Raw genomic sequence first — 21,827 nt, 5'->3', positions numbered from 1 at the left:
CCACCCACACAACCACGGACCCACGGCACCGAACCGGGCCCGCACGACCGTGATCCACTCGGCTTCACGGAAACCGGGGCATCCCGGACGCCAGGACACCCCGACTTCATGAAACCCGAGTCGATCACGCATGGGCCGAGGGCATCAACGTGCGCAAAGCGGACAGGCCAGCCTTGGGGCGGGACGTGATCACCCGCGGCCTCCCCAGCGGGGTCACGTCCCCGTCACCCCGAGAGCCGGACCAGGCGGCGCACAGGCCAGGAACCGCACCACGCGGCGCACAGGTCGGGAGCCGTACCAGGTGGTGGGTCTTCCTGGACGGGCTGGCGCCCGTCGGAGTGTTCCGACGGGCGCCAGCTTCCGTGCGATCCGGGCGCAGCCCGGTGGGGTTGATCAGTGCGCCGCACCACCGAAGCGCTGGCGACGACGCCAGGCCAGGGTCAGCAGGAGCATGACCGCTCCGGCGCCGACCAGGCCGCCGCCGAGCTTCATGGGTGTGCCGAGGCTGTCACCCGTGACGGGCAGCGGCTGCTTCTTGTGCAGCACCCGCAGCTCGGTGCTGGCGGTCCGGCCGGACTCCCGACCGGTGGCAGTGAAGGTCAGCAGACCTGTCACCGACGGCTTGTAGCTCTTGGTGAAGCGACCCTGGGCGTTGGTGAACGCCGTGAAGTTCAGGGGCGCGCTCGCCTGGTACGCCACTGGCTTCATCGCGACGGTGGTGCCGTCGCTCCGGCGAGCCGGAGCCTGACCGCCGGCCGGTGCGGCCAGCGGGGTCACCGTCACGGAGATGTCGACCGTCTCGTTCGGGCCGAAGTTGGTACCGGTCAACAAGACCGTCTCGCCGAGGAAGATCGTCGGCCGGTTGACGGTCAGCGAAGCGGCTGCCGGCGGGTACGGCGGCGGCTGGGGCGGGTCAGTGGTCGCGCTGGGCGCCGGCTGCGGCTGTGCCGCCCCCGCTGCCGTCGGCACGGCCACCACGGCCAGGCCGACCGTGAGCGCCATGATGATGCGGGATAGCCGCATGATTGGTTCCCTCCTACTGGTCACAGCTTGGTGCGGAATGAACTTGGGTGGTCCAGGGGCTGGCGGTGGGGGTCAGCCACAGCTCGGCCTGCCCGACGCCGGTCTTGGCGGTCAGCACGGTGACCTCCAGCGCCCTTTCGGCACCGGGGCCGACGTCCACGCTGGCCGTCGCCACCTGACGGCGGCGTTCGGTGCCGCTGCCAAGTGCCGTCTCGACCCCGTCGAGCCGGGCCTCGAGCACCGCTCCACCGGCCGGGCTGAAGATCGACACCAACGTGCGTGCGGTGTACGGATCGCCTGCCAGGCCGAGGCCGAGGACCGACTCGGTGAGTCCGGACTTCGGCGCCGTCGAGCGGAGGGTCACCCGCAGCCGGAGCTCGCGGCGGCCGTCGGGCCGGCATTCGCCGACTGTCAGGTTCGCCGTCGGCCGCAGGTAGTAGCCGAGCTTCGCGCCACTGCCGTCGTTGAGGAACACGCCGACCGTTGGCACGGTGTCCTGCTCTGGAAGCGTTCCGGCCATCCGGCTGTCGCCGAATGTCCGCTGCTCCTCAGGTCGGGCACTCCAGAACAATATCCGGCGTTCCGTGATAGCACGGTCAAATGCGGACAACAACACCTTCGGGTTGACATTCTTCTTGAAGAAGGCGTCGAAGACCGCTGCCGCCGAGGCCGCGAAGAACTCGTCCTGCTGTTTGAGGTCCAGCCGCTGGTAGCTGTCGTTGAGTAGCGTCTGTACGACCTTCTCGCTGGCGAGCGGCACACCACCGGGCACGAGCACCGGGCCGGTCGCCTTGAGCAGATAGGACAGCACCACCGGGTCGACGGCGAGCACGCCGTCGACAGTGGTGCCGGTCTTGCGGCGGAACATCTCGCGGTACAGCGTGGCGGCCGTCGGGAAGTGCGGAGACAGGTTGACGTCGGCGGGATAGATGCCGGGCAGGTCGGTCCAGAGGGCGCGAGTTTCGGCGGGCACCTTCAACGCCGGGACGAACCGACCGAGCGAGGCGGCGCTGCCCTGCTTGCCCATCTTCACTGCGCCGTTCTCGGCCTCGATCATCGCGTACGCACCGAACATGCCGCCGGTCGCGCGCAGTTCGGCGAGGTTCTGCGAGACGAGCAGGTAGCGACGAGGGCCGTTCGCGCCGAGCAGCGGCGGCAACAGACGGGCTCCCTGATCGGCGGCCGTGGTGAGGCTGGACAGCCGGCCGATCTCGTCACGCAGGTCGGTCAGCGCCTGCCGAATCTGGCTGACCAGCCGGTCGGCGGGCACCGCTGCCAGATCCCTGCGGGTGCGCTGCACCGACTCGTTCGCCCGGGTCAGCTCGGCGGAGACAGCGGTAAGCCGGGCCAGGTCCAGCCGGCCGCCGGTCGGCACCAGGTTGGCCAGGTCCGTGCGGAGCAGGGTCGGGAACGCCTGCCGGGCCAGGTCGTCGATGGCGATGGCGATCTGGCGGACGGCGTCGAGGTCGTCGCCGGCGATCGGCGCACGGCGGCCGAGTTGCCAGCTCGGGTCGGTGGTCGCGGCGCGGGCCGCACCGGCCTGCTCCTGGAGCGCGGCGAGGGTCCGCAGCGCCCGGGCACTGTCCCCACCGACCACCTGGGCGCTCAACTCCCGGGCCAACCCGGCGGCGTTGAGCAGGTGGGCGCGCGCCTGCCAACCGCGGAAGCCGATCCATCCGCCGGTCGCCAGCAGCAGCGAGCCGACTACCAAGACGCCGAGAAGGGCCCGGCGCAGTCGGGCACGCCGACGACGCCGGGACCGGCTCCGTCGCCGGGTCGGTCGTTCGCTCACCGTCACACCACACTCCTATTCACGGAACCGGACAGAAGGTCGATTCCCTGACGTTCTTAGCACGCCTTAGAGATGTTCGTACCCTTATCACGGTTGTTGTCCTTTTAGTGAGTCTTCTTCGCACTTACCGGCTGGCTGGGCGCGACTCGCCCGGCCGCCTCGTGCAACAGCCGCTCGATCTGGTCCACGCCGGCGGGCAGCGCCATCTCCCGCAGGTACGCGGCCCGCCCCCGACGTCCCATTTCGGTACGGGTCGGCGGCGGAATGGTGGCGGCCAACCAGAACCGGTCGGCCAGCGCCGCCCAGTCCTCCGGCGGGCAGGACAACCCGGCCCGCGCCCGCTCGACCAGCTCGGCGGTGTCCCCACCGGCCGACGCGATCACCGGCGCGGCGCAGGAGAGCGCGGCCTGCAGCTTGGCGGGCACGGTGCCGCGCAGCTCCGGAAGGTCACGCAACATGACCAGCTGGTAGTCGGCGGCGGCGTACAGCTCGGGCATGTCGACCGGCGAGCGCCGCTCCAGAAAGCGCACGTTCTCCGCGCCCAGCTCGGCGGCGAGCCCCCGCACCCGCCGCTCCTGCGCACCCGAACCGACCAGGACCAGATCCATCGTCCGGTCCAGCGCCGCGGCCGCCCGGACCGCGGTCTCCAAACCCTGCCGCGCCCCGATGGTCCCGGCGTGCATCACCACGCAACGACCGTCGCGGCGGACCAGTCGGCGGGCCGCCGCGCCGGGCGTCGCCGGGTGGAAGATCCGCTCGTCGGTCCAGTTCAGCACCGTCCGGACCCGGTCCGGGTCGGCGCCGGCGGCGACCACCAGGTCCCGCATTGACGGCGCGGCGACCGCGATGCGCGCTGCAGTCCGGTAGATCCGGGTCATCGTGGCGCCCAGCCGCACCGCCCAACGCCCCTCGCCCCGCTCGTCGACGCCGTCGCGCGCCCAGACGTCCTGCACGTGCAGCACCGCCGGCACCCGGCCCAGCAACCGGAGCACCCCGGCGGCGGCGAACGTCGTCGCCGGCAGCTGGAAGACGTACAGCGCGTCGATGTCGCCGAGGAATCGGCGTGCGACCAGGCCCGCGCTGCCGGCGAAGGAGAGGTAACTGGCCATCCGGCCCCCGACCGACGCGGCGCCCCCGGGGTACCGGGGCACCCGTCGAACGCTGAGCCGTTGGCTGTGCGTCTCGTGGTGCCACCGCTGCCGCCAGCCTGGATAGACGTGCCCGCCGGGGTAGTCCGGAAAGCCGGTCAGGACCCGTACCTCGTGCCCCCGCGCGGCCAACTCCTCGGCGAGGCTCCCAGGGATGAACGCCGGCTCGGGCGGAAAGTGGTACGACAGGATGCCGACCTTCACCGGTTCACCCCCGTCCGCGGCGGATCGGCGTCGGTCGGCGCGGCAGCACAGCCGGTGGGCGTGCGGCCCGCGTACGATGCCGACAACCCCTCCCCGCGCGGCCACCGGCGTCGACGCACCGCCCTCGCGGTGTGCGCACCCGCGTCCGCACCGATGAGAGGGGCACCGATGCCTGATCGCGTGTTGTTCGTCTGCCACGCCAACCTGTGCCGGTCGCCAATGGCCGAGTACCTGGCCCGTCGGCTGCTGACCGGCCGACCCGTCGAGGTGGCCAGCGCCGGCACCGACGCGATCGACGGGTTGACCATGCACCCGTACGCCATGGAGGTCGCGACCGAGAGCGGCGCGGACCCGGCGGCGTTCCGGACCCGGGTGCTGCGCCCCGAGTACCTGGTCGACGCGACGCTCGTGCTGACCGCGACCCGGCGCCAACGCTCGGTCTGTACCGCGTTGGCGCCGGGAGCGCTGCACCGGACGTTCACGCTGCGCCAGTTCGGACGGCTGGCCGCCGCGGCCGAGCCGCCCGTCGGGTCGGCCGACGACCCGCTGGGAGCGGCGATCGCCGCCGCCGCCCAGGCCCGGGGCCGGCTGCAACCGGCCGCCCCGGACGCGGACGACCTTCGGGACCCGATCGGCGGCACCGCCGCCGACTTCCGACTCTGCGCCGAGGAGATCGAACGGTCGCTGCGACCCCTCGCCGCGCTCATCGGGGCAGCCGGGTGAGTTCCTGGGTGTGGTCGGCGACGCCGTTGACCCCGGTGATGGTCTCGCTGTGCCGGCCGGACGCGGCCCGGTCCGACGGCACCGAGGCGCCGGTCGCCGAGGCGACCACCCGGTAGGCCTCGTACTGGTACGCCTCGGCCTTGGCCACCTTGGCCATGTTCAGCACGCAGCCGAGCAGCCGGACCGAGACCGAGTGCAAGGACCGGGCCGCAGCGGCGACCTGGGTGCGCGAGGTACGGCCCTGCTGGGTCACCAACAGCGCGCCGTCGGCCTGCACGGCCACCACCACGCCATCGGTCACGGCGAGCAGCGGCGCGGTGTCGATGATCACGATGTCCGCCGACTCGCGCAGCGCCAGCAGCAGGTCCGACATGGCCTTCGAGCCGAGCAGTTCGCTCGGGTTCGGCGGGGCGGACCCGCTGGGCAGCACCAACAGCGACTTGTCTCCCCAGCGCTGCACGACGTCGCCCACCTTCACGTCGCCCACCAGCACGTCGGTGAGGCCGACGCCGGCGTCGAGGCCCAGGTAGTCGTCGACCTTCGGTCGGCGCAGATCCGCGTCGACCAGCAGCACCCGCCAGCCCGCCTCGGCCAGCGCGATGGCCAGATTGCAGGAGAGCGTGGTCTTGCCCTCGCCCTGCAGGGCGCTGGTCACCGCGATGACCCGGGCCGGCTCGTGGACGTCCACGAAGCGCAGGTTGGTGCGCAGCTTGCGGACCGCCTCGGCTCGCGCCGAGGTCGCGGCGTCGCCCACGATGAGCGGGGCGCTGCGGGCGTCGGCCTCGAACGGGATCTCACCGAGCAGCGGGCTGCCGGTGGCGCGTTGCAGTCCGGCGGCGTCGCGCAGTCGGACGTCGGCGACACCGCGCAGGATCGCCAGGCCGATGCCGAGGATCAGGCCGATCAGACCACCGAGGACGAGGTTGCGCACCGGCTGCGGCGAGACGGGGTTGGCGCTGACCCGCGGGCCACTCACCACTTCGATCTTGATGGGCGCCTTGCCCTCCGGCGTCGTCTCGACCTTCTGGACGAGTTCGACGAACTTGCTGGCGAGGCTCTCCGTCACCCGCAACGCGCGGGTCTGGTCGGTGTCGGTGACCGACGCCCGCAGCAGGACCGTGCCGGTCTCGGTGGAGGTGCTCACCCGGCGCTGCACCTCGTCAGCGGTGAGGCCGACCGGAGTCTCGGCCACCACGCTCTGCGCCAGCCGGTCGCTGCTGAGCAGGTCGGCGTACGACTTGACGCGCTGTTGCAGGAAGAGCCCGCCCTGGTAGGCATCGGTGACGCCCGAGTTGGGGGTGGTGACGAAGAAGGTCACCGAGGCGACGTACCGGGGTTGGGCCCGTACGGTCACGAACGCCGAGACGCCGAGGGCCACCATGACCGTGACCAGTGCGACCCACCAGTGCCGACGCACGTGGCGCAATTGGCGGAGCAGGTCCATCAGGAGCGCCTCCGTGTCGGTCCGGTTACGCCAAAGAACTTCACGAAAACCCCCAAGGTCGTTTCTAAACTCGTGAAACCATTAAAGCGGCTCATACGGCTTATGTCCGGAGTTATGCATTTTCCGGTGACGTGATGCGCGCCCGCTTGACCAACCCGACAAACACCCATTCGGCAGCGGCGACAACCGGGAAAAGTCGCCGGCCGATCGAACGGCAGCCGATCGGCCCGACCGTCGCCCTGCCCGAGCCGCCGGATAGGGTTGGCAACGGTGTGCCGGGAAGCCTGGTCGGCGAGTGGATTTTTGCCGTCCCGACTCCCCTAGGTGAGCCTGCAGATGACCTCCCACACCCCGCCATCGGGGCCGCGCCCGACGAAGGTCCGGCTGTTCTCCCGGTCGTCCTGGCCGGAGGCCCGGCACCTGGCCGACGTGCTCCGCACCGAAACCGTCGGTGGCGCGCTGCTGCTGTGCGGCGCCGTGATCGCGCTGGTCTGGGCCAACTCCCCGTGGTCCGACTCGTACACCCGGCTCAGCCAGGCCGTGCCCTGGCCGGGCGCCCCCTGGCACCTCGACCTGGACGTGGCCACCTGGGCGGCGGACGGCCTGCTGGCCATCTTCTTCTTCGTGGTGGGCCTGGAACTCAAACGGGAGTTCATCGCCGGGGAACTGCGCGACCCGCGCCGGGCGGCGCTGCCGGTGGCGGCCGCACTCGGCGGAATGCTGCTGCCGGCGCTGATCTACGTGGCGGTGGTGCTGAGCGCGGGCGGCGACGGCCTGCGCGGATGGGCCATTCCGACCGCCACCGACATCGCTTTCGCGCTCGCCGTGCTCGCGGTGGTCAGCTCACATCTGCCGCAGGGCCTGCGCGCATTCCTGCTCACCCTCGCGGTGGTCGACGACCTGTTCGCGATCACCATCATCGCGATCTTCTACACCGCCGACTTCCAACCCCTTCCGCTGCTCGCCGCGTTGGCGCCGATCGCGCTCTTCGCGGTGCTGGTGCAGCGGGGGCGTACCTGGTGGTGGGCACTGATCCCCCTCGCGGTCGCCGCGTGGACCCTGATGCACGCCTCGGGCGTGCACGCCACGGTGGCCGGCGTCCTGCTCGGCTTCACCGTCCCGGTGCTCGCCCGCCGACCGCGTGGCGGCGACCAGCCGGCCACCAGCGACGCGGGCGAGGGTGGCCTCGCGGCGCGCCTGGAGCATCGCTGGCGGCCGGTGTCGGCCGGCCTCGCGGTGCCGATCTTCGCCCTGTTCGCCGCCGGGGTCACAGTGCGCGGCACCGACCTGGGTGCCCTGTTGCGGGACCCGATCGTGATCGCCATCGTCGCCGGGCTGGTGTTCGGCAAGGGCATCGGCATCTTCGGGTCGACGTTCCTGCTGGCCCGGTTCACCCGCGCCGAACTGGACGAGGACATCACCTGGACCGACCTGCTCGGGATCGCCCTGCTGGCCGGCGTCGGGTTCACCGTCTCGCTGCTCATCGGCGACCTGGCCTTCGGGGCGGGCAGCACCGCCGACGACCGGGTCAAGGTCGCCGTACTGCTCGGCTCGGTGATCTCCGCCGGGCTGGCCGCCACGGTGCTCAGCCGCCGCAACGCGACGTACCGGAGGGTGGCGCAACGAGAGCGGATGGACGCCGACGGGGACGGCGTACCCGACGTCTACCAGCACCCCGACGCCCGCTGAACCGCCCGACCCCGGGGTGCGCACGGCGCGGCCCGACGAGCATGGGCTCGTCGCCGCGCCGGCGGCCCGGGGCCGGCGCTCAGTGGCGACGGTCGGCGGGCGGCAGGTCCTCGGTCTCCTCGGCCAACGCCTCGGCAGTCGGCCCGGTGAGGTCGTCGCCCGGCACCGCCACCGCCTCGGCGCGATCCTGTTCGTCGGGCTTCCCGCCGGGCTGCGGCTCCGGAGCGGTGGCACCGCCGGCGAAGCCGTACTCGTTCGGTTCGTCGTGCCGACCCATCTGGTCATCCTCCCGATTTACCGATTTCACCTGTCGACGCCAACGGTAGGTGGTGATCGTCGTCGGCGCAGCGGGCCGGGGATTGTCGGCCGGACCATGGTGCTGGCCTGCTCAGCGCCGCCCCGAGCAGTTGACGCAGGGCGATGATCGCCACCGCGCCGGCCAGCCCGTTCCAACCCGGATCGCCGGCGAGCCGCAGCAGGCCAGCCGCGATCAGCAGGTCCAGCAGGACGCGGACGCCGCTGCGCAGCGCGCGGGCGCAGAGCGTGGTGACCACGCCGGCCACCAGCGCCAACGCGGTGACCGCCGTGACCAGGACGCCCGTCACCCCCGACGCTCGCCCTCAGCCACCTGACGCTGCTCCTGGCGGATCTCCCGGCCCAGAAAATAGTTCAACGCCGTTCGGATGGTCGCGATCGCGGCCAGTTGGCCGATCTGCGTGAACGACGGGGACACCGCCGTGCGCAGCACGTCGGCCGCCAGCTGGAACTCCAGGCCGAGGGTCAGAAACCGACCCAGCGAGAGCCGGATCGGCGTGAAGCGGGCGGCGGAGCGGTGGCGCAGCCCCTCGACCACGAACCGCACCGCCGCCCACACCGCACCAACGAAGATCACCAGCGCGCCGGCCACCTCCACCACCGCAACCAGCACCTGGTCGCCCTGGCGCAACAACTCGGCCGGGTCCACCCCGGGCCGTTACCCGCCCACGGGGCAGCTAGTCGGCGCTCAGGTCAGCTCGTTCACCGCCTCCAGGATCAGCCACAGACCGGAGATGGCGAAGAGGATCGCCGCACCGTACTTGATGGTCTTCTCCGGCAGCCGCCGACCGAGCATCCGGCCGACCAGGATGGCCAGCGCGTCAGCGGCCACCATGCCGATCGTCGAGCCGAGCCAGGTGCCGAACCAGCCGTACTTGGTGGCCAGGGTGATCGTGGCGAGCATCGTCTTGTCGCCCAGCTCGGCGAGGAAGAACGCCACCGACACCGCCACCAGCGCGGTCTTGTTGGTCTTCTCCGCCTTGCGCTTCTCCTCCTCGGTGAGTTTGTCCCCGCGCAGCGTCCACGCACCGAACCCGAGGAACGCCACGCCAGCCACCAGGGAGATCCACTCGGTGGGCAGCACCGCCCCGAGACCCGCACCGATGGCGACCGAGGCCAGGTGCACCACAGCTGTCGCCACCGTGATGCCGATCAGCACCGGGATCGGCTTGAACCGCGTGGCGAAGGTCAGCGCCATCAGCTGGGACTTGTCCCCCAGCTCGGCGACGAAGATGACGCCGAAACTGACGACCAGCGCGGCGAAAAATCCCTCCATGACGTCCTTCCCGTTCACGCCGGGAGGAGGTACAGGGGCGCCCTCGACCCGGCTGCAACAGCCTGAGTCGAAGGTCTCGCCCGCCCCGAGAGAACCGGGGCCGCGTGGCCGGATGCGGAACGCATCAGTATGTCGACCACGACATTGGGGGCTACTCCCCTTCGCGTGGTCAGCCTATCGGATCACCTCCGGCCCGACCGGGTCGGGTGAACAGGCTCACCGCGCCCGCGCCAGCGTGACCCCGAAGAGCGCGTCCGGGTCGGTCCAGAACTCCGCCGTGCCGAAGCCGGCCGCGGTCAACTCGGCGGCGATCCCCTCCGGCTGGAACTTCGCCGAGACCTCGGTACGCAGCTCCTCCCCCGCCGCGAAGTCGACGGTCAGCCCCAGCACCCGCACGCTCATCGGCCGAGTCGCCCGCAACCGCATCTCGATCCACTCATTGTCGGAATCCCAGACCGCGACGTGCTCGAACGCGCCCGGGTCGAAGTCGGCGCCCAACTCGCGGTTGATCACGTGCAGCACGTTGCGGTTGAACTCGGCGGTGACCCCGGCGGCGTCGTCGTACGCCGGCACGATCACCGACGGATCCTTCACCAGGTCCGTGCCGAGCAACAACCAGTCGCCGACCTCCAGCGCCGCGCGCATCGCCGTGAGGAACTCGGCCCGCTCGGCGGGCAACAGGTTGCCGATGGTGCCGCCGAGGAACACCACCAACCGCCGACCGCCGGTGGGCAGCCGGTCCAGTTGCCGGGTGAAGTCCCCCACGATGCCCCGGACCCGCAGGCGGGGATAGTCGGCGGCGATCTCGGCGGTGGACCCGCGCAGGGCACTGACCGAGACGTCCAGGGGAACGAACGTGCCCAACCCACCCTGGCGGGTGAACGCGTCCAACAGCAGCCGGGTCTTCTCCGACGAACCGGAACCCAGCTCGATGAGCGTCTTGGCCCCGGTCAGCGCCGCGATGTCGGCAGCGTGCGTGGCCAGCACCGCCCGCTCGGCCCGGGTCGGGTAATACTCCGGAAGTCGGGTGATCTCCTCGAACAGCTCGCTGCCCCGCGCGTCGTAGAACCACTTCGGCGGCAACCACTTCCTCCCGGCGCTCAGCCCGGCCCGAACGTCGTCACGCAGGCCGCGCTCCAGGTCACCCTCTTCGAGGTAGATCTCCAGGGGTTCGGCTGTCATCGGTTCGCTCCTCTGCTCGATCAACCGTTGCGTGCCTGCCCGGCGCGGCGCACCGGAGCCGGCAGTGGACGTACCCGCACCTCGCCCGCGGTGGCGACGACGAGGTGCCCCTCCGGCACCGACCGCCACCCGGGATCGTCGTCATGCGGCTCGGAGGCGAGCAGCACCGAACCCGGCGACTCGCGGACCGACAACGCGTGCCCCGCCACGCTGGCCACCATGCGGTGCCCGTCGGTGAGCAGCAGGTTGAGCCGCGACCCGGCAGCGGCGGCGGCGACGTCGGTCACCGTCCGCCCGACCGCCTCGACCGGGTCGACGCCGGCGCGCAACCGATGCCGCACCAACGCCCAGAGCAGCGCCGAATCGGTGGCCGCGTCCAGGGTGAGCAGGTCACGCACCGGCAGACCGGTGGCGAGCGGCACCACGGCGTCCGGCCAACCGCGGACCACACCGTTGTGGCTGAACAGCCAGCGCCCCTCGGCGAACGGCGCCGCCGCGCCGTCGAGCACCGCCATCCCCACCGTGGCCGACCGCACCGCCGCCAGCACCGCCGCGCTGCGCGTCACCGCTGCCAACTGCGCGATGGTCGGATCGCTCCAGATCGGCTGTGCCCGCCGGTACCGCACCGGCTCACCCTCACCCGGATACCAGCCGACACCGAACCCGTCGGCGTTGATCGTGCCGCCGCCGCGCATGTCGCGCGGCGCCCAGGACTGCCGCACCAAGGAGTACGGCGGCTCGAACAACAGCTCGGCAAGGGTCACCGGCGGCCCCAGATAGGCCAGGTGGCGGCACATCAGCGCCCACGGCCCGCCGCCGGGCCACCCGTCGTGCGGCCACTCACCGGTACGACTCGTCCGGTCGCACGTCCCGGGCACAGCGGAAACCGCTGAAGATCTGCCGGCGGATCGGATAGTCCCAGTTGCGGAAGGTGCCCCGACAGGCAGAGCGGTCGGTGCCGAACGAGCCACCGCGCAACACCCGGTAGTCCTCGCCGAAGAAGACCTCCGAGTACTCGCGGTACGGAAACGCGGCGAACCCCGGGTGCCCGTCGAACGTCGTCGAGGTCCACTCCCAGACATCGCCGACGAGCTGGTGCACACCCAACGGCGACGCACCCGCCGGGTAGGCGCCCACCGGCGCCGGCCACAGATGACGCTGGTCGAGGTTGGCGTGCACCTCCGTCGGGTCGTCGTCCCCCCAGGGGTAACGGCGGGACCGCCCGGTCGCCGGATCCCACCGGGCGGCCTTCTCCCACTCCGCCTCGGTCGGCAGCCGCTTGCCGGCCCACGCCGCGTACGCCTGCGCCTCGTACCAGCACACATGCACCACCGGCTCATCGGCGCGAACCCGAGCCCACCGACCAAAACGCCGATACGACCAGTCGTCGCCGTCGCGGCGCCAGTGCATCGGCGCGCTGAGCCGCTCGCGAACCCGATGCTCCCAACCCGCCGGGCTCCACCAACGCCGCTCGGTGTAGCCCCCGTCGGCGATGAAGGCCGCGTACTGGCCGTTGGTCACCGGCGCGGCGTCGATGGCGTACGCCGGGAGGTCGACCCGGTGCGCCGGGCGCTCGTTGTCCAACGCCCACGGATCAGTGTCGGTGCCCATGATGAACTCACCGGCCGGCACCAGCACCTCCCCGCCGACCCGCGCCGACGGCTCCGGCGGCGGCGGGGCGTGCAGCACCGCAGGCCCCGAGCGCAGTTGGTGGGTGGCGAGCATGGTCTCGTCGTGCTGCTGCTCGTGCTGCACGATCATGCCGAACGCGAACCCGTCGGCGACCAGCGGCCGCTCGGTGAAGGCCACCGCGTCGAGCAGGTCGTGCACCTTGTCCCGAACGGTGGCCAGATAGGCGCGCGCCTCCGCGGGCGGCAACAGGGGCAACGCGGGGCGGTCCCGACGTGGCTGCTTGAACGCGTCGTACAACTCGTCGATGTCACACCGGACCGGCTCCCGGCCCCCGACGTCACGGACCAACCAGAGCTCCTCCTGGTTGCCCACATGGGCCAGGTCCCAGACCAGCGGCGACATCAGCGGCGAGTGCTGGCGCATCAGGTCGCCGTCGTCGACCACCTCGGTCAACAAGGTGGTACGGGCACGCGCCCGCGCCAACTCCGCCGCGATGTGGTCGCGCAACCGCTCCCCGTGCACACCGCCCTCCGTTCGCGACTGCGGGGCTCGCAACCCCGGCTCACTCCTCGCGCTCACCGAGCCGCCCTCCGTTCGCGACTGCGGGGCTCGCAACCCCGGCTCACTCCTCGCGCTCACTGGTCTCTCCTCTCTGCGGCGGCCAGCCGTCGGCGAACCCCTTGTTGGATCTCGTCGTGGGTGCCGGCCGGCAGCTCCAGTCGGGGTAGGGCGATCAGGGCCAGGTCGAGCAGGGCCGCCGCGACGGCGGCCAGCGCCGGGTCGGCCAGACCGTGCCGGGCGGCCGCCGACCAGCGGTGCGCCACCGGCATGGCGATCGCGTACGCCTCGCGCACGGTGCCCGGGTCGTCGAACAGGGCGGTCAGCACCGCCAACGGCAGTCGCCAGTCCCGGTCGGGCTGGGCGTCCAGGTAGCGCAACTCCAGGTAGCCGCGCGGCCGCACCGGCGGGAAGAGCGTGCTGACGTGGTAGTCGAGGTCATCGGTGGTGGGCGACTGTGGCAACGCACCGTCGAGCCAGTCGGCGAAGGTCACGCCGGGCGGCGCGGCCCAGTCGGCGTCACGCCGGCGCAGACACAGCAGCGGCGCGGCGAGCACGTAGCTGACCCAGGCGTCGACCGGATCGTCAGCGGCGCGGGCGGGTGACCAGACCGGGCTGGTCCGGGCCGGGTCGATGGCCAACCAGGCGGCCATCCGGGCGGAAGCCCAACCGGTGCGCCGCCCGGCGTGTCGGGCGGCGGAGGCGAACGCCGCGAGCAGTGGCGGCCCGACCGCGTGGGCCGCCGCCCAGCGGTCACCGACCTGGTCCGCCTCACCCGCGTCGAGGCAGACCTGCAGGCCGGCGGTGCTGTACATCATCGTGCGGCCGGCCGGGCCACGGCGGTCGAAGGTGTCGCGCATCGCGCGGTAACGCGGGGTTTCCACCACCGGGCGAGGCCGTCGGTGGGGGTCGATGCCGCTGCGGCCCAGGATCAACCCGGCGGCGGCCAGCAGGTCGGTGACCTGGGCGATATCGGCCTCGGTGGCGCTGATCAGCGCGGCGACCGAGGGGCGGGGCGGGGTGGAGATCTCCAACTGGCCACCCGGCTCCAGGGTGACGGTGCCACCGTTTCGCAGCGGTTCGGCCGGGCTGTTGGCATCCAGCGTGGCGGGGGTGTGCCGCCCCAACGCCGTCCGCAGCCGCGTCGCGTCGACGGGGCGGGCGGGATCAGCGGCGTCGTGCACGGTCCATTCCAGTTCGACGCCGGTGTGGGTGGGCGGCCCGGTCTTGAAGCAGATCCGGACGAGGTGTCGGACCGCGGCTGCGGAGTCGCGCAGGATGATGCTGCGGTCCAGGTCGGGTGACGTCACCACGGGTCGGACCCCCTCTCCGTGTGCCGGTTTCGGCACTTCGCGCCACCGTAAACCCACCCACCGACACCGTCGGTGGGCGTGCGTGCCGCCAATCTCTGTCTAACAGACGAATTTCCGACGCACGGCGGAACCAAACCGGTCGGCCACCGACCGTTCAGTCGTCGGTGGGATGGCGTGGTCGCGGTGGTGACGGCGGGGCTTTCGCCGCCGGGGACGGCTTGGTCTTCACCGACTCGGACGGGGTGACCTTCGCCGACCCGGTCGGCTTCGTCTCCGGCACCAGGCGCTCGCAGTACGACTCGACGGCGGCGGGGCCGCCCGCGGCGGTCACCAGCGGCTGGAAGGCCGGCGTACGCAGTACCTTCTCCCGCTGGTCGGGTTTCTTGGCCCGCCACGCGCGGCACAGTCCGGGCAGCTGGTTGGCGAGGGTGGGAGTGGCAGGTGAGGTGGCGGTGACGGGCGACGGCCTGCCCGGCGACGGGGCGCCCGGGGCCACCGACCGACCGGACTCGTCCGACCGGGACGCGCTCGGCTGCGGCGACGGTGATGAGCCCGACGGGGCCGGCGCGACGGGGTCCGGTGCCCGATCCCTGGTGACCGCGGCGAAGGCGGCTCCCGCGGTGGCGGTGGCGGCCACCGCGCCGATCCAGGCCACCACGCCGGTCCGGATCCGACGACGGGTCGGCTGCGGCGCGGCTGCTGCCGGGTTGGCCCGGGCGGCCCGGAACGCGGCCAGCGCGGCCTCTTCTCCGGCCAACTCGCCGGCACGGACCGGCCCGGCAGCAGCGGCGAGCAACGCGGCCACCGGCTCGGCCGCGGGTACGTTCGGGTCGGTCGGGTACGCCTCGGGCGCGGTCGCGTCCGCCTCCGGGGGCGTGGCGGAATGACGCTGGGCCGGCGCGGTGTCCAGCCGGGCGCGGGCCGAGTCGAGCAGCCGCTCGGCGTCGGCGTGGTCGGCCCGCCGGAACGGGTTCATCGGGAGTCCCCTCACGTCAGCCGTCCGCCGGTTCGGCCTGCGGTGCCCGCCGGGCGGGGCCGCTGCCCGCACGCGGCGGCGTCGCCTCGGTCGCGACTGGCGACCCGGTCGGGCTCTGCCGCTCCAACAACACCGCCAGCCGTCGTAGACCCCGGTGGGCGGCGGTCCGCACGGCACCGGCGCGGCGGCCCAGCACCCGGCCGGCGGATCCCGCGTCCAGGCCGATCACGGCCCGCAACAGGACAGCTTCGGCCTCCCGGGGCGGCAGGGTGGCGATCAGCGCGAGTGCGGTCTCGGTACCGATCGTCTCGCTGGCCCGCTCGGCGGTGTCCGCGTCGCTGGCCAGATCGACGAGCGCCTGCACCGGGACGGGGAGCGAGGGGCGGCGACGCATCCGGCGGAGATGGTCCATCGCGCGGTTACGGGCGATGGTCACCGTCCAGGCGCGGAACTCGCCCCCGGCGAAGCCGGGCAGGTCACGGGAGACCTGCAGCCAGGTCTCGGACGCGACGTCCTCGGCGTCGGCCCCGACGATGGCCGTCAGGTACCGCAGCAGCCCGGGCTGGAGTGTGCGGTAGAGGAAGCGGAACGCCTCTTCGTCTCCGGCCTGCGCGGCGCTCACCACCTCCGACAGGTCGTCGTTCATCCGCGGTCCACGCGTCGCCCGGAGCGGAGCCACCCGACCGACGGCACTGGGGCACGGCACGGGGTACGAGTCGTCCGCCCGTTCAGCACCACGCCCGCACCGCCCTCCGCCGCTCTCGTTGTGCCCGCGACCACGATTGTCGGGGCGGCGTGTTTGGGGCCGACGCCAGGGGGCCGATCGGCGCGCTGCCCGCCGAGGTAGCCGGGAGGGCCCGAGCCGGGGCCAACGCTAGGAGGGGGCTCACGACGCGACAAGTCGGCGTCGTGTCACGGAAGAGTGACAATTCTCAGCCCTGCCGGGCGGCGCGTCGCGGTAACGGCCGGTGAGCAGGGAACACGAACCGCGTTCGGAGGCGGTTTCTTGCCATCGTTGAGGGCTTGAACGACGGAATTTGTCGCTTTTCGTGACACCGCATATCCGCTGCGTCACCAAGGGTGAGCGTCCACACAGGTCACAGCGAATCAGCCAACCTGAACCAGCCGCACGGCGGCCCTGCCACGGCGCGCCGGCCCGAGCCGCGCTAGGTACGGTAATGCGGTGTTGTCATCGGAGGTCGTGCTCAGCGGTCGCTACCGCTTGGACGAACGTGTCGCCACGGGCGGCATGGGCGACGTTTGGCGTGCCTCCGACCTGATCCTCGGCCGGCAGGTCGCGGTCAAGGTTCTGCTGCCGGCGCTGGTCTCCGACCCGGACTTCATCGCCCGGTTCCGCGCCGAGGCCCGGATCATGGCGGCGCTGCGGCACCCCGGCATCGTGCAGGTCTTCGACTGCGGCGCGGACGACCTGCCCGACGGCGGCCGGGCGGACTACCTCGTCATGGAGTTCGTCGCCGGCGAGCCGTTGTCCAAGCGGATCGAGGCGGCCGGGCGGCTCGACGTGGCCGAGACGATGTCGATCGTGGCCCAGGCGGCGGCAGCGCTCAACGCGGCCCATCGCGGCGGCATCGTGCACCGCGACGTCAAGCCCAGCAACCTGCTGGTGCAGGAGGACGGCACCGTCGTTCTGGTCGACTTCGGCGTGGCCCGCTCCACCGACATCACCAGCATCACCAGCACCAACGCGGTGCCGGGCACCGCCCTCTACATGGCTCCCGAGCAGGCGGCCGGTCGACCGGTCAGCGGCGCCACCGACATCTACGCCCTGGGCGCGGTCACCTACTGCTGCCTGACCGGCAGTCCGCCATTCACCGGCGACAACCCTTTGCAGGTCGCCGTCCGGCACCTGGACGACGAGCCGCCGGAGCTGCCGCACGACATCCCGGAGGCGGTCCGCGCCCTGGTGTCGCGGGCCCTGGCCAAGGATCCGCTGGAGCGGTTCACCAGCGGCGCGGCGATGGCCGAGGCCGCGCGGACGGCGGTCACCGAAGGCGAGCCCCCGACGGCGATGGCCACCCCTGTCGCGCTGCGCAACGCTGGGCCGGGCACCCGCACCGACGTGCCGGCGGGCGCGGCGGTGGCGAACGGGTCACGGGCGGCGCGGCGGCGGGGCCCGCTGGTCGGTGCGGCCGCGGCCATGCTTGTCGCGCTGGTCGGGCTCGGTGCGGCACTGGCCGCGCAGCGCCACGTGGGCGAGGATCCGGCGGTCCATCTGCCGACCACCGCGCCGACGGTGGCGCCGAGCGGTCCTGTGGATCTGCCCGCGGCCAACGAACAGATCACCAGCGTCGACCCGGGCCGGCCCGACCGCCCGCGGTCACCCAACAACCCACCGTCGGTCTCGGTCTCGGCCACGCCGAGCGTGGAGCCGAGCCAGACCGCCACCTCGCCGACGCCGACGGCGGTCGTCACCAGCGCGCCGCCGACCAGCGCGCCACCGACCAGCCTGCCACCGACTGATCCGACGCCACCGACCACGCCGCCCACGACCACGAGCGCGCCGGCCGATCCGGAGGTGCCGGCCGGGGGCTGAGCCGTGCGCCGTCGACGTCCCCACAGTCCCACCGGCACCGATATCCCCAAAACGGACTTACGCCACCGAAGACGCCTCTAGGCTCTCAGCAGGCCATTTACACCATCTGCTGCGGGAGCCTGGGTGAGCGCTGAGAAGCTGGTCGTCATCGGTCAGGGCTATGTGGGACTGCCACTGGCCATGCGGGCCGTCGAGGCGGGGCTCGACGTGGTCGGGCTGGACGTCGACGCCGACCGGGTGAAGCGTCTCGCCTCCGGCGAGTCGTTCGTCGAGGACATCCCGGCCGACCGGCTGGGCCGGGCGTTGGGCAGCGGTCGCTACCACCCCAGCACCGAGTACATCGACGCGGACGGGTTCGACATCTGCGTCATCACGGTGCCGACCCCGCTGCGCGACGGCACCCCCGACCTGAGTTTCGTCGAGCAGGCCGGCATCGGCATCGGCCCGTACGTGCGCCCGGGCTGCACGGTGATCCTGGAATCGACCACGTACCCCGGCACCACCGAGGAGCTGCTGCGTCCGCTGCTGGAATCGGCCAGCGGGCTGACCAGCCCCGGCGACTTCCACCTGGGCTACAGCCCGGAGCGGATCGACCCGGGCAACCCGACCTGGCGCCTGGAGAACACCCCGAAGGTGGTCTCCGGTGTGGACCGGGCGTCGCTGGCCCGGGTGGACGAGTTCTACCGGCGCCTCGTGGAACGCACCGTGCCGGTGGACTCCACCCGCGTCGCCGAGCTGACCAAGCTGATCGAGAACACCTTCCGCCAGGTCAACATCGCGCTGATCAACGAGCTGACCATGCTCTCGCACCACCTCGACATCGACGTCTGGGAGGCGATCGACGCGGCCTCGACCAAGCCGTTCGGTTTCCTACCGTTCCGGCCCGGCCCCGGCGTCGGCGGGCACTGCCTGCCGATCGACCCGTGCTACCTGTCCTGGCAGGTCAAGCGCCGCCTCGGGCGGCAGTTCCGGTTCATCGAGCTGGCCAACGACGTCAATCACGAGATGCCCGAACACGTCGCGCAGCGGATCATGGCGGGGCTGAACCGGGACGGTCGGGCCGCCAGAGGCGCCCGACTGCTGCTGCTCGGTCTGGCCTACAAGAAGAACACCGGCGACATGCGGGACTCCCCCGCCGTGGACGTGGCGCGACGGTTGCAGGCCCTCGGCGCCGAGGTGCACGCCGTCGAGCCGTACGCGGAGGCGCACCACCTTCCCGCCGGGGTCACCATGGTCGGGCTCACCGAGCGGGAGGTGCGCGCGGCCGACGCGGTGGTGGTGGTCACCGACCATGACATCTTCGACTACGACCTGGTGGTCACGCACGCCCGGTACGTCTTCGACACCCGCAACCGGTGCGTCGGCCCGATGGTCGAGCGCCTGTAGACCCGGCACCGCTGGCCGGTCCCGCCGCCGGGGAAGAGGGCGGGACCGGCCGGCGATGTCCGTCTGGCGACACTGTCGAGAACCCGGCCGTCACTGGTCGGCGAGCGCCTCGACGACCGGGCGGGACAGCGCCCGGCGGGCCGGCAGCACCGAGGCGAGCAGGGCGGCCAGCACCGCGACGCCGAGGATCAGCCCGAGCTGACCGAACGGCAGCACCACGTGGAAGTCGCCGCCGAGGCGGTCCAGCAGGGCCATCGTGGACGCGCTGACCCCGGTGCCGAGCCCGACGCCGAGCACCGCGCCGACCAGCGCCATCAGCACCGCCTCGACGGCGAGCACGGCCCGCATCCGCCCCCGGCTGAGCCCGACCGCCCGCAGCACGGCGTTCTCCCTGGTCCGTTCGAGCACCGACAGGCTCAGCGTGTTCGCCACGCCGACCAGGGCGATCACCACGGCCAGGCCGAGCAGCGCGGTGACGAAGGCGAGCAGCATGTCGACGGTGCCGGTGAGCATCTTCTTGTACGCGCCCTGGTCCATCAGGTTCACCGTCGGGTACCGGCCGAGCACGGCCGTGATCGCCGCGCGGGCACGATCGGCGCTCACCCCGGCGGCGGGGTCGATCTCGGCCAGGTAGCCCCGCTGGGCGGGGAAGAGCGCGGCGAAGTCCTGGTCGGACAGGTCGATGACGTGACCCGCTGGCACCGCACGGCCGGGGGTGTCGTCGGTGACCACGGCGGCCACCCGCAACGACCGGCCCGCGACGGTCACCGGCGAGCCGACCTGCCAACCACGGGTGCGCGCCAACTCGCTGTGCACCAGCACCTGCCCCGGACCGACACGGTCGGCGTCACCGGCGAGCACCCCACTCAGCGTCCGAGAGACCAGCGCCGGGTGGGCCGCGCGGATCTCGACGTCGTCGACGACGACACTGCGTTGCTCGTGCACCACCCCCAACTCGGGGCGGGCGGTGAGCTCGCCGACGAGCGCTGCCGGCAGGTCCTGTCCGATTCCGCTGACCACGAAGTCGGTGCCGATCTGAGCGTCGACGCTGCGTTCGATGCCGTCCTTGGTGCTGCGCGCGCCCACCATGAACGCGGAGACCAGTCCGATCCCGATCACCAGTGCGGTGGCGGTCGCGGCGACCCGCCGCGGATTGCGCACCGTGTTGGCGACCGCCAGCTCACCGGGGGTGCCGAGCACCCGTCGTACCGGCCAGCCGAACACCCGGGCCAGCGCCGGGACGAGCACCGGCCCGAACAGCACGATCCCGAAGAAGCTGAGCACCCCGCCGGCCGCGACCAGCAGCAGCTGCCCGGCACTGGCGGCACCGGCCAGCGCGGCGACCCCGACGGCGAGCACCACCGCGCCGGCGGTCAGCCGGAGCCGACCGGCGCCCCGGCTGGGCTGCACCGCGGCGTCGGTGAGCGCGGCCACCGGGGCGATCCGCGTCCCCCGCCAGGCCGGGAGCAGGGCGGCGCACACGGTGAGGCCGGTGCCGAGCAGCAGGCCGGTCAGCACCGTCGCACCGCTCACCGTCAGGCCACCGGTGACCGGTACGTCCAGCTGGGACAGCAGGAACCGCGTCGCACCGGCGAGGGCCACCCCGATCAGCACTCCGAGCGCGGAGGCGACGAACCCCAGCACTGCCGACTCCAGCAGGGTGGACCGGAAGACCTGCCCCCGGGTGGCGCCGATCAGGCGCAGCAGCGCGGTCCGTCGGGTGCGCTGTGCCAGCACGATCGCGAAGGTGTTGGCGATCACGAAGCCGGCCACCACGATCGCGACCCCCACGAAGATCAACAACAGCATGCGGAACTGGTCCACGTTGCGGACCGCGTCCTGCACCGCCTCGTCGAGGATCTGCTGGCGACTCTTCACCGTGCCTTCGGCGCCGGCCACGGCGCGTACCCGCTCGGTCAGCGCCGCGACGTCGGCGCCCGGGCGGGCCGCCACCATGATGCGGCCGTAGCCCCGCTCTCCGCTGAGGGCCAGCGCGTCCGGCCCGACCAGGCCGACGAACGGACCGCCGACGTCGCGGGAGGTGCCGGCCACGTCGACGGTGCCGACCAACGTGTACGGGCGGGCCGCGCCACCGGTGGCACCGATCCGGACCGTCGCGCCGAGCCCGAAGCCCTGCTCCGCCGCCGTGGGCGCGTCGAGCACCACCTCACCGGCCCGGTCGGGCAACCGGCCGGCCACCACGTCGTACGAGCGCAGCGCGTCCTCGGTGGGGACGGCGACGAGCATGGTGAAGCCGAGCACCGCCCGACCGTCGGCGCCGACGATCCCGGCGGTGTTGGTCAGCTCACCGGCTGCGGCGGCCACCCCGTCGACCGCCCGCACCCGGTCGATGAGGGCCGGGGGCAACACCTCCCGGCCGGTCGGGTAGACACCCAGATCGGTGTGGCGGTCGAAGGTGCCAGCCCGCTCGTACGCGCCGGTCCGCATCCCGTCGACGAAGATCATCGTGCCGGCGACGAACGCGACGCCGAGCACGACGGCGAGCGCCGAGAGCAGCATGCGCAGTGCCTCGGCACGCAACGAGCGCAGGGTCAGGCGGATCATGCGGGGCTCCCGGTGCGGGTGGCGGATCGGACCCCTCCGACGCTATG

Annotated in this window: 19 protein-coding genes; 4 read left to right on the top strand and 15 right to left on the bottom strand. The window is 72.3% G+C overall.

Annotation, left to right across the window (positions count from 1 at the left end; translation table 11 throughout):
• Window positions 1–393 precede the first annotated feature (393 nt).
• The 3 genes from QSK15_RS16795 to QSK15_RS16785 all read right to left on the bottom strand — a co-directional run bounded on the left by QSK15_RS16795 (window position 394) and on the right by QSK15_RS16785 (window position 4,167).
• On the bottom strand, window positions 394–1,023 hold the full coding sequence (locus QSK15_RS16795; protein ID WP_285795092.1) for a hypothetical protein: 630 nt from the start codon (window positions 1,021–1,023) through the stop codon (window positions 394–396).
• 13 nt (window positions 1,024–1,036) lie between these two features.
• Window positions 1,037–2,815, bottom strand: a complete 1,779-nt coding sequence (locus QSK15_RS16790; protein ID WP_285795091.1) for a DUF4012 domain-containing protein — start codon at window positions 2,813–2,815, stop codon at window positions 1,037–1,039.
• A 104-nt stretch (window positions 2,816–2,919) separates the two neighbouring features.
• Window positions 2,920–4,167, bottom strand: coding sequence for a glycosyltransferase family 4 protein (locus QSK15_RS16785; RefSeq protein ID WP_285795090.1), 1,248 nt, complete (start codon window positions 4,165–4,167; stop codon window positions 2,920–2,922).
• 168 nt (window positions 4,168–4,335) lie between these two features.
• On the opposite strand from QSK15_RS16785, the gene QSK15_RS16780 reads away from it, so the two are divergent.
• Window positions 4,336–4,890: an arsenate reductase/protein-tyrosine-phosphatase family protein gene (locus tag QSK15_RS16780; RefSeq protein WP_285795089.1), complete on the top strand. Its 555-nt coding sequence runs from the start codon at window positions 4,336–4,338 to the stop codon at window positions 4,888–4,890.
• Here QSK15_RS16780 and QSK15_RS16775 read toward each other — a convergent pair.
• Window positions 4,871–6,334, bottom strand: coding sequence for a tyrosine-protein kinase domain-containing protein (locus tag QSK15_RS16775; RefSeq protein WP_285795088.1), 1,464 nt, complete (start codon window positions 6,332–6,334; stop codon window positions 4,871–4,873). The two genes, QSK15_RS16780 and QSK15_RS16775, sit on opposite strands and share 20 nt — an antisense overlap.
• Window positions 6,335–6,670: 336 nt before the next feature.
• Between QSK15_RS16775 and nhaA the strand changes: the two genes are divergently transcribed.
• Window positions 6,671–8,023: a Na+/H+ antiporter NhaA gene (gene nhaA / locus QSK15_RS16770; protein ID WP_285795087.1), complete on the top strand. Its 1,353-nt coding sequence runs from the start codon at window positions 6,671–6,673 to the stop codon at window positions 8,021–8,023.
• Window positions 8,024–8,102: 79 nt separating this feature from the next.
• Here nhaA and QSK15_RS16765 read toward each other — a convergent pair whose 3' ends face one another.
• From QSK15_RS16765 to QSK15_RS16720, 10 genes are all read right to left on the bottom strand, one after another.
• The gene (locus tag QSK15_RS16765) at window positions 8,103–8,300 is read right to left on the bottom strand and encodes a hypothetical protein (protein WP_030338041.1); all 198 of its coding nucleotides are present in this window, start codon (window positions 8,298–8,300) and stop codon (window positions 8,103–8,105) included.
• Between the two features lie 4 nt (window positions 8,301–8,304).
• Entirely contained in the window at window positions 8,305–8,628 is a 324-nt protein-coding gene (locus QSK15_RS16760; protein ID WP_285795086.1) for a hypothetical protein, read from the bottom strand.
• Window positions 8,625–8,987, bottom strand: a complete 363-nt coding sequence (locus tag QSK15_RS16755; protein WP_285795085.1) for a DUF1622 domain-containing protein — start codon at window positions 8,985–8,987, stop codon at window positions 8,625–8,627. The genes QSK15_RS16760 and QSK15_RS16755 overlap by 4 nt, the downstream gene beginning before the upstream one ends.
• 39 nt (window positions 8,988–9,026) lie before the next feature.
• A complete protein-coding gene (locus tag QSK15_RS16750; RefSeq protein WP_145785637.1) occupies window positions 9,027–9,614 on the bottom strand; it encodes a TMEM165/GDT1 family protein in 588 nt (195 codons plus the stop codon).
• A 216-nt stretch (window positions 9,615–9,830) separates the two neighbouring features.
• Window positions 9,831–10,796 (bottom strand): L-histidine N(alpha)-methyltransferase, encoded by a 966-nt coding sequence (egtD, locus tag QSK15_RS16745; protein ID WP_285795084.1) that lies wholly within the window; start codon window positions 10,794–10,796, stop codon window positions 9,831–9,833.
• 20 nt (window positions 10,797–10,816) lie between these two features.
• Window positions 10,817–11,593: an ergothioneine biosynthesis protein EgtC gene (gene egtC, locus QSK15_RS16740; protein ID WP_285795152.1), complete on the bottom strand. Its 777-nt coding sequence runs from the start codon at window positions 11,591–11,593 to the stop codon at window positions 10,817–10,819.
• Window positions 11,594–11,636: 43 nt separating this feature from the next.
• Window positions 11,637–12,950: an ergothioneine biosynthesis protein EgtB gene (gene egtB, locus QSK15_RS16735; RefSeq protein ID WP_285795151.1), complete on the bottom strand. Its 1,314-nt coding sequence runs from the start codon at window positions 12,948–12,950 to the stop codon at window positions 11,637–11,639.
• A 113-nt stretch (window positions 12,951–13,063) separates the two neighbouring features.
• Window positions 13,064–14,299, bottom strand: coding sequence for an ergothioneine biosynthesis glutamate--cysteine ligase EgtA (gene egtA, locus QSK15_RS16730; RefSeq protein WP_285795083.1), 1,236 nt, complete (start codon window positions 14,297–14,299; stop codon window positions 13,064–13,066).
• Between the two features lie 154 nt (window positions 14,300–14,453).
• Window positions 14,454–15,275 (bottom strand): hypothetical protein, encoded by an 822-nt coding sequence (locus QSK15_RS16725; protein ID WP_285795082.1) that lies wholly within the window; start codon window positions 15,273–15,275, stop codon window positions 14,454–14,456.
• A 16-nt stretch (window positions 15,276–15,291) separates the two neighbouring features.
• The gene (locus QSK15_RS16720) at window positions 15,292–15,921 is read right to left on the bottom strand and encodes an RNA polymerase sigma factor (protein ID WP_285795081.1); all 630 of its coding nucleotides are present in this window, start codon (window positions 15,919–15,921) and stop codon (window positions 15,292–15,294) included.
• Window positions 15,922–16,458: 537 nt separating this feature from the next.
• On the opposite strand from QSK15_RS16720, the gene QSK15_RS16715 reads away from it, so the two are divergent.
• Window positions 16,459–17,829, top strand: coding sequence for a serine/threonine-protein kinase (locus tag QSK15_RS16715; protein ID WP_285795080.1), 1,371 nt, complete (start codon window positions 16,459–16,461; stop codon window positions 17,827–17,829).
• Between the two features lie 123 nt (window positions 17,830–17,952).
• Window positions 17,953–19,215, top strand: coding sequence for a nucleotide sugar dehydrogenase (locus QSK15_RS16710; protein ID WP_285795079.1), 1,263 nt, complete (start codon window positions 17,953–17,955; stop codon window positions 19,213–19,215).
• 90 nt (window positions 19,216–19,305) lie between these two features.
• Here the strand turns inward: QSK15_RS16710 and QSK15_RS16705 are convergent, their stop codons facing one another.
• A complete protein-coding gene (locus QSK15_RS16705) occupies window positions 19,306–21,780 on the bottom strand; it encodes an ABC transporter permease (RefSeq protein ID WP_285795078.1) in 2,475 nt (824 codons plus the stop codon).
• Window positions 21,781–21,827: the final 47 nt, after the last annotated feature.

It is taken from the genome of Micromonospora sp. NBRC 107095 (genome assembly GCF_030269705.1).
Taxonomy (GTDB): domain Bacteria; phylum Actinomycetota; class Actinomycetes; order Mycobacteriales; family Micromonosporaceae; genus Micromonospora; species Micromonospora parva.
This window is presented reverse-complemented; position numbering and strand designations above follow the sequence as displayed.